At 61.1% G+C, this 12208-nt stretch carries 9 protein-coding genes; 5 read left to right on the top strand and 4 right to left on the bottom strand.

Annotated elements, in window-relative coordinates; genetic code table 11:
- The first annotated feature begins 9 nt into the window (after positions 1-9).
- Complete coding sequence (locus EOC93_RS10115; RefSeq protein WP_095486798.1) at positions 10-1077, top strand: BMP family ABC transporter substrate-binding protein; 1068 nt, start codon at positions 10-12, stop codon at positions 1075-1077.
- Positions 1078-1173: 96 nt separating this feature from the next.
- Here EOC93_RS10115 and EOC93_RS10110 read toward each other — a convergent pair whose 3' ends face one another.
- On the bottom strand, positions 1174-2385 hold the full coding sequence (locus EOC93_RS10110; RefSeq protein ID WP_164759104.1) for a beta-propeller fold lactonase family protein: 1212 nt from the start codon (positions 2383-2385) through the stop codon (positions 1174-1176).
- Positions 2386-2495: 110 nt separating this feature from the next.
- Here EOC93_RS10110 and EOC93_RS10105 point away from each other — a divergent pair, with 110 nt between their 5' ends.
- Complete coding sequence (locus EOC93_RS10105) at positions 2496-3500, top strand: LysR family transcriptional regulator (protein ID WP_164759103.1); 1005 nt, start codon at positions 2496-2498, stop codon at positions 3498-3500.
- A gap of 129 nt (positions 3501-3629) precedes the next feature.
- On the opposite strand, the gene rimO is transcribed toward EOC93_RS10105, so the two are convergent.
- The 3 genes from rimO to EOC93_RS10090 all read right to left on the bottom strand — a co-directional run bounded on the left by rimO (position 3630) and on the right by EOC93_RS10090 (position 6408).
- On the bottom strand, positions 3630-4943 hold the full coding sequence (gene rimO / locus EOC93_RS10100) for a 30S ribosomal protein S12 methylthiotransferase RimO (protein WP_127204524.1): 1314 nt from the start codon (positions 4941-4943) through the stop codon (positions 3630-3632).
- A gap of 136 nt (positions 4944-5079) precedes the next feature.
- A complete protein-coding gene (locus EOC93_RS10095) occupies positions 5080-5739 on the bottom strand; it encodes a TerC family protein (protein ID WP_095486794.1) in 660 nt (219 codons plus the stop codon).
- Positions 5740-6000: 261 nt separating this feature from the next.
- A complete protein-coding gene (locus EOC93_RS10090; RefSeq protein ID WP_127204523.1) occupies positions 6001-6408 on the bottom strand; it encodes a DUF930 domain-containing protein in 408 nt (135 codons plus the stop codon).
- A gap of 185 nt (positions 6409-6593) precedes the next feature.
- Here EOC93_RS10090 and EOC93_RS10085 point away from each other — a divergent pair, with 185 nt between their 5' ends.
- The 3 genes from EOC93_RS10085 to EOC93_RS10075 all read left to right on the top strand — a co-directional run.
- Positions 6594-9797: a hypothetical protein gene (locus tag EOC93_RS10085; RefSeq protein WP_127204522.1), complete on the top strand. Its 3204-nt coding sequence runs from the start codon at positions 6594-6596 to the stop codon at positions 9795-9797.
- Entirely contained in the window at positions 9794-11317 is a 1524-nt protein-coding gene (locus EOC93_RS10080; protein ID WP_127204521.1) for a glycosyltransferase family A protein, read from the top strand. Before EOC93_RS10085 ends, EOC93_RS10080 begins: the two co-directional genes overlap by 4 nt.
- Positions 11318-11582: 265 nt before the next feature.
- The coding region (locus tag EOC93_RS10075; protein WP_245461425.1) for a DUF6597 domain-containing transcriptional factor at positions 11583-12208 on the top strand (626 nt) is incomplete at its 3' end.

Here is a 12208-nt window from a genome sequence, read left to right as displayed (position 1 = left end):
GGTAACACGATGAAAAAACTGCTTATTGCGCTGATGGCCACGGCGGCAGCATTGTCGCTGGCGGCGACCGCCGAAGCACAGGAAAAGCTGAAAGCCTGTTGGGTCTATACCGGCCCGATCGGCGATTTCGGCTATTCGTACCAGCATGACCAGGGCCGCCTGGACGTAGAGAAGGCACTCGGCGACAAGGTCGAGACCGCATACCTGGAGAACGTCTCCGAGGGTCCCGATGCCGATCGTGCTTTCGAGCGCCTGGCGCGCGAAGGATGCAAGATCATCTTCGGCACTTCCTTCGGCTTCATGGATCCCGAAGTGAAGGTCGCCAAGAAATTCCCCGACGTTAAGTTCGAGCACGCGACCGGCTACAAGACGTCGGACAATCTCGGCATCTACAATGCGCGCTTCTACGAAGGCCGCTACATCCTCGGCCAGATCGCCGCCAAGCAATCGAAGTCGGGCGTCGCCGGCTACATCGTTTCGTTCCCGATCCCCGAAGTGGTGATGGGCATCAATTCCTTCATGCTTGGCGCCCAGTCGGTCAACCCGGACTTCAAGGCGAAGATCGTCTGGGTCAATTCATGGTTCGATCCGGGCAAGGAAGCCGATGCCGCCAAGGCTCTGTTCGACCAGGGTGCCGACATCATCGTCCAGCACACCGACTCGACCGCTGCCCTGCAAGTCGCCGAAGAGCGCGGCCTGCAGGGGTTCGGCCAGTCTTCGGACATGATCAAGTTTGCCCCCAAGGCGCAGTTGACCTCGATCGTCGACGATTGGGGACCCTATTATATCAGCCGGGTGAAGGCCGTGCTCGACGGCACATGGAAGCCCGGCAACGTCTGGCTGGGCATCAAGGACGGCGCCGTTAAAATGGCCGCTTACACCAACATGCCCGATGACGTGAAGGCGATGGCGCAAGCCACCGAGAAGAAGATCGTCGAGGGCTGGAACCCCTTCACCGGGCCGATTGCCAAGCAGGACGGCACGCCATGGCTCAAGGACGGCGAAGTCGCCGACGACGCTACGCTGCTCGGCATGAACTTCTACGTCAAAGGCGTCGATGACAAGCTGCCGCAGTAAGCGCAAGCACTGGGGAGGGCGCCTTCGGGCGTCCTCTTTTCATGCGCAGAGTTTCGAAGGTTAACCTGCCCGACTGCGAGTCCCACTCACGAAAGTTCAGCGGGCGATTATCGTATGGACGCCCGCGGGCAGCCTGATGCGATCCGATGTGGGAGCGAGCGCCGGGCGCCCTTCCGTCGTGATCTGCCATATCTCGACGGCGCCGCCAAGGGGCGCTTCGTCATTGCGGTAACGGTTCACGCCGACGAAGAGCTTTTGTCCCGTGCGATCAAAAGCGAGTCCTTGCGGCAGCACACCTTCGAGCGGCCATTCGCCGTGCGGTGACAGCCGTCCTGTTTCAGTGTCCAGCTGATAGAGGCTGAGCGACGCGTGCTCCGTCCAGTCGCGCGAGCCGTCTGGCTTGCCGGTGCCGCGAAGGTTGGACGTGACAAGAAAGCGGCCGTCGGGGCTGAAGGCGATCGTCTCGGCGCCCCAGCCACCAAGCGCGATGTGAGGCACGGTGTGCCTTGCCGCGTCGCCCGTCGCGCCGACATCGGCAAGCCGGACTGTGGTGAGAATGCCCTCCTGAACGCCATAGAAGCCAGTTGTATCGATTCCCCATTGAACATCGGAGGTGATGTAGTAGCGGCCGTCGGGCGAAAAGCGGCCGATAAAGGGGAACTTGTTCGTCTGGACGCGATTGCCCCAGGGACGAATAGCAGAAACCGCCCCGTCCTTTCCGCGCAGCACCTCATAGAAGGCAACCTGACCACGGTCGACGAGATTGACCCCGATATACCGGCCGCTTGGATGCCACTGCACCCAGGTCGCCTTCAATGGAATGAAACCCGTTGACGGCTCAAGATCGAGACCGAAGCTGGATACGGGCCCGAACCGACCCTCCCTGACCGGTACGAAAGTGAGTTCGTGTTCGGCGTCGACAGTAATCGCCGCGATAAGATCGCCTGCAGGATTGAGATGAATCGCCTGGGGCTGGATTCCGATCCTCACGCTGTCGACCGCCGACGAGTGGCCCCCATCGAGCCGGAGCGATCTGATCGTGTCGCCTTGCTGCAACTCGTCGAGGCGGGTCGCCCGTTCGGGCCGTTGACGGAAAGTTTCGGCGACGAAAACGAACCGGCCATCCAGGGAGACGTCTAGTGCTCCGGGCGGCCCATAGGTTGAATTCGAAACCTCCATCATCGCGACAGAGCGAGACCGCTCCGTCGGCGAGGTGATGATGGACAGCGTATCCAGATAGTGAGGGTCTGGAGGCCCGAGCTCGCCCGTCTCGTAGACGGTCGGCACCATATCGAGATCCGACAACACGAAGACGGCCCCTCCGTGACCTTCGGCCGGCTGAGCACTTGAGAGGCTCGGCATCAGGAATAGAACGATAGCAGCGAGAGAACAGCGTCGCATCCATGTCTCCATATCTATTGGAAGGCGCCTATCTTCCGGGTTCGCTTTCAGTCGTCCAATCGATATTTGACATCTCAATATTCCCTTCAGTAATAAACTGTCGGAGGCCCAGTGTGAATCTAGCTGCCGTCGATCTGAACCTGCTTGTCGCCTTCGACGCCCTCCTCAGTGAAGGGAGCGTGAGCGCGGCGGCAGCCCGCATCGGACTCAGCCAGCCTGCGATGAGCAAGCGCCTCGCCCATCTGCGTCGGCTTTTCGCCGATGATCTCTTCGTTCGTCATGCCGATGGCGTGCGGCCGACCGAAAAGGCGCTCGATCTCGCCGATCCGATCCGGGCCGCGCTACGCCAGATCCAGGATGCGTTGGGAGGATTCGGCCAGTTCTCGCCTGAGCGATCGGGTCGCATCTTCAGGATCGCGACCACCGATCACATCGCGGCGACTTTGATGCCCAGACTGATGCCGGTGCTTCGTTCAGCGGCGCCTAGAGTTTCGATCGTCTTGCGCAGCTTACATCGCCAGGAGATCGTTGATTGTCTCGAGAAGGGCTCGATAGACCTTGCGATCACCATCCTGCCCGATGCGCCGACGACGATCAAACGTGCATCGCTCTTCCACGTGAACTGGATATCGATCGTCTCGGCCGAGCATCCTGAGATCCGCGACGCGCTGACGCTCGAGCTCTTTCTGAAGTATCCGCACTTGCTGGTCACTCATGTCGGCGATCTGAAGGGCTACATCGATCGTCTGCTGGACGACCGCGGCCTGAAGCGGACCGTTGCAATGAGCCTGCCTTATGCGCTCGCCGTGCCGGCGATCATCGCCGAGACGGACATGATCTGCACCTTGTCGGCAAACGTGATCCGGCTTACGAATTGGCCGCGCGTGCGCTCTTTTCCGCTGCCCTTCGACTATTTCGGTTATCAGGAAACTCTGCTGTGGCATCGGAGGAACGACAGCGATCCCGGTCACGCCTGGCTCAGGCGGATGCTTATCCGTGTAAGCGAAACGGTCACGTCCTAGAGCCCTTTGTGTTTGGTCGAACCAACACCGCGCTCTAACTCTTTATTTTAACGCATTTTGTCGGACGCCAAACGAAGACGTTTGGCTGCAAAATGCTCTAGCAGGAGAGGTCTTCACCCCGCCCAGCTATCAAACCGCCGAGCCATAGAGATCGTAGGCGTCGGCGCGGTCGATCTTGACGGTGACGATGTCGCCGGCGCGCAACGGGCGCCGCGACTGGATATGCACCGAGCCGTCGATTTCGGGCGCGTCGTATTTGGTGCGGCCCTTGGCCGAGGTGCCATGCGCCTCGTCAACCAGGACAGGCAGGCGCTTGCCGACCTTCCTGGCGAGCTGCGTCGCCGAGATCTTCTGCTGGCGCTGCATAAAGCGGTGCCAACGCGCTTCCTTGATCTCCTGCGGCACCTGTTCGAGGCCGAGGTCGTTGGAGCGGGCGCCTCGGACCGGCTCGTATTTGAAACAGCCGGCGCGGTCGATCTTGGCTTCGTCCAGCCAGTCGAGCAGCATCTCGAAATCGTCGTCCGTCTCGCCGGGGAAGCCGACGATGAAGGTGGAGCGGATGGCCAGATCCGGACAGATTTCGCGCCAGCCGCGAATGCGGTCGATAGTCTTTTCGCCATGGGCGGGACGGCGCATGTTCTTCAGCACCTGCGGCGAGGCGTGCTGGAACGGGATGTCCAAATAGGGAAGGATCTTTCCTTCGGCCATCAGCGGGATGACATCGGCAACATGCGGGTAGGGGTAGACATAGTGCATGCGCACCCAGATGCCGAGCTTGCCGAGTTCCTCCGACAGATCGAGGAACTTTGCCCGCACTTCGCGATCGCCGAACATGCTGGTCTGGTATTTGATGTCGATGCCATAGGCGCTGGTGTCCTGCGAAATGACCAGGATCTCCTTGACGCCGGCCTTGGCCAGTTTCTCGGCTTCGCGCAACACGTCGGCCGCCGGCCGCGAGACGAGATCGCCGCGCAGCGCGGGGATGATGCAGAAGGTGCAGCGATTGTTGCAGCCTTCCGAAATCTTGAGATAGGCATAGTGGCGCGGCGTGAGCTTGACGCCTTGCGGCGGCAAAAGGTCGACATAAGGATCGTGGCTCGGCGGCGCGGCCTCATGCACGGCAGCCATCACGCTCTCGTAGGCCTGCGGACCGGTGATGGCGAGAACGCTAGGATGTTTTTCGCGGATGACGTCCGGTTCGGCGCCGAGGCAACCGGTGACGATGACCCTGCCATTCTCCGATAGGGCGGAGCCGATGGCATTGAGCGATTCATCGCGAGCCGAATCGAGGAAGCCGCAGGTGTTGACGACGACCAGATCGGCGCCGTCATGCTTGCGCGCGATCTCATAGCCTTCGGCGCGCAGGCGCGTGATGATGCGCTCCGAATCCACGAGGGCTTTCGGGCATCCAAGGCTGACGAAACTGACGCGAGGGGCAGACATAGAGGTTTTCCGGCTTTTCAGGATTGGCGGCGCAGTACCACACTTATTGCGGCATTGGTATGGGCCCGCGGCAACCGCGACGAAACGCACGATGAATGTATCGGTGCCGACGACGGAAACGGCGGGACAGGCGGCGTCAGCTCACCGCGTTGTTCACATGCGGCCAGACTTCCAGCGCGCCTCGATAGACCATGTCGAGCGCGACATACAGAATGATCAGCAGGCCGATATAGGCAATCCAGCGGTGGCGGTGCAGCAGCTTGGCGATAAAGGTCGCGGCCAGACCCATCAGCGCGATCGAGAGAACGAGGCCGATGATCAGCACGGAGAAATGATCGCGCGCCGCACCAGCGACCGCCAGCACATTGTCGAGCGACATCGACACGTCGGCGACGACGATCTGCAGTGCGGCCTGGCCCAGTGTCTTGCGCGGCGACTTGCCAGCCACGGCATCGTCCTTGTCGAGATCGGCATTTGACAGCGCCTCGGTCGCTTCCAGCTCGTCGGCATGGGAGGTGCGCAGTTCGCGCCACATCTTCCAGCAAACCCACAAAAGCAGGATACCACCGGCCAGCAGCAGACCGACGATCAAGAGCAGTTGAACGGTTACTGCTGCAAAACATATGCGCAGCACGGTCGCGGCCAGCACGCCGATGAGGATGGCCTTCTTGCGCTGCTCGGCCGGCAGGCCGGCCGCGGCAAGGCCGATGACGATGGCGTTGTCGCCTGCAAGTACGAGGTCGATGGCGATAACCTGGAGCAGGGCGGAGAAGCCTGCGGCGGTAAAAATTTCCATCAACTGGAAGTTCCTTGCTTGTTTGTCGATCGTCGGCGCCGAGTATTCGGACGCCTAACGTGTATGGTTCCCGCGCGTCAAGAGATCGCTTGAGGACAAGGCCGGCAAACCGCCTGATCGCGGCGGAAATCGCCAGCAGCCGGTGAAAGCTAGATACGCTGGCGCATGACCCGGAAACCGGAATTCGGTCTCCGAAAAGGATTATGCGCCGATTCAAACTGCTGGAGTGTCCATTGCGCGTCCAGTTGGACGCGCAACGCTCTAATTGTAGAGGTTGTATTCCGACCAATCGGTTTCCGGAATCTCCTCGCCGATCCGATAGCGAAAATCCAGAACCTGCATGTGGTCCGGCGCCGTCCGGCATTTGAATTTCAGCCGGTACCATTGTCCCTTGCTGCGAAAGGCAGCCCCAGGGCTTGTGATTGCGTCGGTCTCCATTTCGGGCGTCGCAAAAGCGTAGGCGACCACGCGATCGGCTTTGTATTTGTGGTCATCATGGGTGATCCGGTCGAGCACTTCAGCATCGCATCGCTGTTCGAGCCGGGTTTGCGGGTCGAGCTTCAACAAGCCGGTGCGCAATGCGCTATCCATCGCGTTAGCCGGCAACGCCAGCGCCACCAACGCCAGAACCGTAAGACAGAGCTTCTTCATGGGCGGGAGGAGCATCATATTTGGGCGGAGAAATCAACCGGACGGTCACCTTTCGCCGCGGACTTTCCCGACTCCATTGGCGGTTGTCGTGACCGCCTCCACCGCTTAGAGTTCGCCGAGAGGGGCAATCATATGAACACGCAGAGTCGGCCTTTGGCCGCTAGGATGCCGCAGACGTTCGTCCGCGCGCTGGAAGAAATGCGGTGAAGACACAAATGCATGCGCGCATTTTCACGGACAGTGTCAGCTTCATGGATATTTCCATGTTCCGCGTGGAAGGCATGCAGGTAACGGTTACGCCTGGTTGGAAGTATAAACCTTGCGACGTCGCGGTGATGTATGGGCTTGCCAATCCGCCTCGACGCTCCCAGCAGGGGCGTCTCAGGAACGCCATCTATCGGGAACACAACGGACCCATCGTCGTCATCGAAAGCTCGCTGATCGGCCGGAGTTTCAATCAGCGCCTGCCCGGTTGGCTCGCAGCGTTGCGCCGGCGGCCGCTGCGCCCGCGGCAAGTGCACCCGTACTGCCGCGTGGCCGTAGGCGGAGCGTTGGGCGACGACGCCGATTTTTGTGCAGAAAACAGCCCGCCGGATCGCTGGGAAAGGGCAAAGGCCGAATTTGGGATCAGGCTGAAGCCCTACCGGGCCGAGGGAGATTACATACTCCTGGTCGGTCAGGTGCCCAAGGATGCCTCGCTACGGGGCATCGACATGGTGAGGTGGCTACACGAGACCGCGGCGGCGATCAGGAAGATCAGCGATCGTTCAATCCTGATCCGGCTGCACCCCAGCACGCGATGGCGAGATCAAGAAGCCGTTGTCGATGCTTGCTCGACCGTGCCCAGGGTCACCATCTCGCGCGGCAGGCGGCCGTTCGCTGACGAGGTGGCAAATGCGTGGGTGTGCGTAACCTTGTCATCCGGTGCCGCAATCGATGCGTTGATCGCGGGCGTCCCGCCGATATGTCTATCTCCGGCGAGCCTTGCATACCGCCTTTGTTCCAACAGTCTCGATGATATCGAGCATCCGAAGCAACCGGAGCGGGAGCAGTTCATGCGCGACCTCTGTTACAGTCAGTGGACGCCGCGTGAGATGTCCGACGGAACCGCATGGAGACATATTTTTCCAGCGGTCGAACGAGAGATGGCGCGAACCGGCGGTGATTCCGGCGAGCATGGTGCAGGGCGTTCCCGGGTCATTTGGGCGGTACAGGCCGACCACCAGGGCCATCATCGACCAGAGACTGTCCTGTCGACGTCGGAGAAGCAACGTTGGGCGAGGTCGCTTGCGCTTTGGACAGTCGCCGCCCGTATTCTCCCAGGCAAGCGAAAGAGATATCTGCATAGGCGGGCCACGGCCCTATTCATGCTCGGCCGCTACGGCGAGGCCGAGCTGGTGTTCGAGGAGCTTCGCAGCCGCAATCCAGACTTTCCAGGCGGACATGAAGGAGCAGCCCGTTCGGCAGAGAAGCTGGGCCACTGGGGTATCGCGGCGGAGGCTTGGGCGGCGGCAAGCAGGCTCGCGCCTGGCCGCAAGGCACTCGCCGGACATGCCGCGGCCCTGCTGAAACTTGGAAGGCTGGCGGAAGCCGAAGCGGTTTTTGGCCTGCTGTGCGAACGCTTTCCGGCGGAAATCGCCGGATATCGGGGCCTGGAGCGGATCGCTTCCGAACGCGGCGACTGGCCACTCGCACTGCAAATGCAGGATGTCATATGGAAGACATTGAGCGACCCCGACGCAATGCGGCGCAAGGTTCTGTTGCTTGTGCGGCTACAGCGAATTGCCGAGGCTGAGAAGATCGTCAAGGAGTTGGAAGCGGGGAGCTCGCCACTTGCTTACCTGCTTGCCTCGATGCCACTTCTGGAAGCCACGCACGACTGGGCCACAATGGGCCAGCTTTTAGGCACGAACGAAGCGCTGCTCCTCGGGAATTGGCAGCTGCTGCATTCCTATCTAGGCGTGCTGGGAAGGCTCGGCCGGGCAAATGAGGCACTGGAAGTGCTTGACCGCAGCCGCGCGGGTAAGGAGGCAGCCCGCAAGAAGCTTCGGATCAACTGCCTTATACAGGCGCACCGGTACTTTGAGGCCGGTGAATGCTTGCGGCAGACTTGGGAGCACGGGAGTATCGACGAGTTCTCGCCTGAACTCCTGTCGCCGATGGTGAGTGCAGCCTGGGAGGTCGGCGGGGCTGGTCTCGCGAACGTCGTTTTGGATCGCGTAGACGCGGAAGCTCCCCATACCGTAGCGGGGGAATTGCTGAGGCTGTCTGCAATTTTTCAGCGTACGAGACTGCGCTCCCTTAATTGTCTGGTTTCCTCATCTGAAAGCGCCTTCGATCAGGGGCCTCACATTGAGCAACTGGTTCGGGATCATCTCGCGCACAGCCCGGGATCGGTGGGGGCTGAAAATCGACGAGATGCAGTTCGCGACATCTGCGAGATTTTTGTCCGGCTTCGTTCTGGGCATACGGACTTCTTCCCAGATCCCTCCTTCGTCCTGAATGAAGCACTTGAAGTTGCAACGTGCATTGCTGAGGCATTGGATGAACTGAAGCCTCTTTCGCTGATCAGGTTGGGCGATGGGGAAGGGTGCATGCTTCCCTACAGACCCGAACTGGAGGTGTTTCGCGAGACGGACAGGGAAGCGACCCAGCAGACCTGGTGGGGGCGCGCTGCCCAAGTGGATGACGCGCTGGAGTGGCAGCTGAAAGAAGCGATACGTTCCGCCGATGTCGTTGGGCTTCCTGATCTCGATCGCACTAGTCGCGGTATTTTGAGCAACTCCCTGGAGGCGTTGGGAGACGGCGGCAGAAATGCCCGCGGCCTCCTTGCATCGATCGATTTCGCTGCCGGAAACACCAACAAGCAAGCCGTGCTGACCTCCTGCCATATCCACCAATCCCTATCCTTCTGGGGAATTTGGGACCTGCTGCTCCCCAGGCTTGGAGCCGTGTCCCTGATCACATGTCATGCCAAGCTCGGCGGCGTTCTGGCGCAGCGACACGGGATAACTATCGAGACCGTCCACCTGGTTCCGCCGGAACACAAATACGCCGCAGGCTTCGCCAGCATAGCCGGCGATGCACACTATCCACACGCCTTCACAAGGCTGAGGGATCGATTGTCGGGACAGCTGCGCGGTCGTGTTTTTCTCATTTCAGCCGGCATGCTGGGTAAAATCTACTGCATGTGGATCAGGCAAGCGGGGGGTATTGCCATCGACATCGGAAGTGCGGCGGATTTCTGGTGCGGATACGACACGCGCAGCGTCGCGGATATCGTGACCTACAGGAGTCCTGCCGGTGTGGCGGAACAGGTCCGGGATCTAGCGTCGGAGCATTCCCGATTCGCCCGGTTGCTGCCGCTCGATACCTCGGCAAAGTTGTTGCTTGGAAATCCCGCTTGAGCGAGGCATCTCCCGAACTTGCCGTGGTGGTCCTTTCCGTTGGTGCACCGGTGGAATTGAAGACGGCAGTGGACTCGCTGCTGGCGCAACCAATTCCGCTCGAGATCGTCGTCGTCAACTCAGGCGGAGGCAATCCCCGCTCCGTTCTTTCGAGTGAAGCCTCCGGTATCAGCGTCATTTCCACCCCGCAACTGCTGTGGCCAGGGGCCGCGCGAAACGTTGGCATCAGATCCACTCGCGCACCCTGGGTCGCATTTCTCGCCTCCGATCTCGTCGCCAGTCCGGGCTGGGCGGCCAACCGGCTCCTGCTTCACAAGAAAGGCCGCAACTCCGTAGCCTCGGCCTTGGTCAACAGCCATCCGCGGAACCTCTATGCATGGGCAAGCCATCTCTCGGTTTTGGTTCGCCGGATGCCCGGTGTGCCCAAGAGGAAGGCGCTCCGCTACGGCGCAAGCTATGCCCGAACGCTCTTCGAAAAATATGGCGGGTTCCGGGAGGACCTTCGGGTCGGGGAGGATACGGAGTTCCACCGCCGGATGAAGCGTGCCGATCGTCCGGTCTGGGCCCCTTCGGTTCAGGCATCGCACCTGAACCCAACCAGCTTCCGGCAGATGATCCAGGATCAGCTTGCCCGTGGCAAGCGCGCCGCAATCCACTGGCCTGCGCTCGACGAGAGCTCGCTGCTGAGGCGAGGCTTCAGCCGGTTCATGCTCATCGCGCCGCTTTCTTTCAGATCGGTTCGAGGGCTGGATCGCCTGTTCGTTGTCGCATCATGGCCGCTCGTCCTGGCGTGCACCTTCGCCTACGAGCGCGGCGTCGACAGAGGTAAGCGCGAATTGGCGCGGGCGGACGGAGCAGGGGCCGCGCGCGTGACGGTAGTGGCAATCCTCGACCGGGATGACTGGCAAGCGAACACGGATATCATGGTGGTTGTCGATCCGACCTACAGGCATCTCACCTGGATTCCCCGTGATCTTTGGGTACCCAGCCTCAACGATCGCATCAATGCGGCATTTGCGACCGGTGGCGGCGATCTTCTCCTGAAAGCGGTTCGAGAACTGGGGTTTCGAGCTGAGAGCCTGCTGTGTGTCAGGCGCGCCGCGACCGAGGCTGCGCTCGAGGCGGTCAGCGTCACTGTGCCAGTGAGCGAACCTCTCGACTTCTGGTATCCCTTGCATCCTACGCGCCCGATCGAGGAGGGACGCAAGGCCATCTCGTTCCGCCCCCCAGAAGAGCTTCTTTCAGGCGAGCGACTTCACCAGTGGATGGGGGCCCGGAGCATGATCAATCGCAGCGGGTCGGACCTGTTGCGGCTGGATCGTCAGCAGTTGTTGCTGAGAGCTCTGCTCGCAGCCGACTTTGATTTCCAGCGTGTGCTTCGGGACCCGAGCTTATACCGGACTTCCGGAAAGAATCCCCTGGCGGCACTGTCCAGGGTGAGGCCTGATTGGTACTTTTCCACTCTCGGTCCCCTCAAAGATGCGACGACTGATGGAAAGGCTGTTCTCGTAAAGGGGTAAACATCCCTGGTGCGAGACTCAAGATGGCGCGAGCCGAGCGCGGGCGTCGCGGGCCTCAGCTTACGACCGCTTCCGTGGTCATGCCGGCCATTCCACGATCTCTTGGTGGAATACTCGACAACTGCCTGGTTCTTCCTGACGTGGCATCACACCAGACGGAGCTTGATTGAGAACGACAACAGGGGTTGAAGCAAGCCGCCATCGCAATAGATTTCGGGACCGAAGAGTACGATGCCTGCGAAAGTGTTCCTCACAGGAGAGGCGCGTGACGCCCGACGACAACCCACCCGTCCTTTCCGGGGCGCCCATCCTTTCCGGGGCGCCCGTGCTTTCCGGGGCAATCGGGGAATACCGCGAGTTTAATCCTCCGGCCGCACTCGAAGGGCATTTCCAGTGTGTCTGGTCCAATACATTGCGACCGGACGCGGGGAGCTTATCGGCCGTGGTTCCCGACGGCTGCGTCGACATCACCTGGATCGACGGCGATCTGGTCGTAGCAGGCCCCGACGTGGCCGTTGCCCTCTCTACGCTGACACCCGGCTCTACTGTGATCGGCGCCCGCTTCCGACCGGGTGCGGCAAGCCGATGGCTCGGCCCGCCGATGTCGGAGATCGTTGGCGGCCGGGTGGCGCTCAGCCACTTCTTGGGAGCGCTGGCGCGCGAAATCGCCCAGAGAATTGGCGATGCACCCTCCACGGCGGAGCGGGTGCGGGCGATGCAAGCGGCACTCTCCAGGCTTGCGCCCGACGTCGAGCCGCCGCCTCCGGACATGGGATTTGTCTTCAACGCGCTGAAAACGGAATCCGCCGGTCCGGGCATGGCGGTGATCCTCGACCGGCTCGACGTCAGCCCGCGAACACTTCGCCGCCGCTGCCAGGAGGCTTTCGGGTA

Origin of the sequence: Mesorhizobium sp. M6A.T.Ce.TU.002.03.1.1 (genome assembly GCF_003997275.1) — a bacterium.
Classification (GTDB): domain Bacteria; phylum Pseudomonadota; class Alphaproteobacteria; order Rhizobiales; family Rhizobiaceae; genus Mesorhizobium; species Mesorhizobium mediterraneum.
This window is presented reverse-complemented; position numbering and strand designations above follow the sequence as displayed.

Excerpts from the sequence above, each read along its gene's own strand:
- EOC93_RS10090 (WP_127204523.1), bottom strand. The coding sequence starts at position 6,408 with ATGATGCTCCTCCCGCCCATGAAGAAGCTCTGTCTTACGGTTCTGGCG.
- EOC93_RS10095 (WP_095486794.1), bottom strand. The coding sequence starts at position 5,739 with ATGGAAATTTTTACCGCCGCAGGCTTCTCCGCCCTGCTCCAGGTTATC.
- rimO (WP_127204524.1), bottom strand. The coding sequence starts at position 4,943 with ATGTCTGCCCCTCGCGTCAGTTTCGTCAGCCTTGGATGCCCGAAAGCC.
- EOC93_RS10115 (WP_095486798.1), top strand. The coding sequence starts at position 10 with ATGAAAAAACTGCTTATTGCGCTGATGGCCACGGCGGCAGCATTGTCG.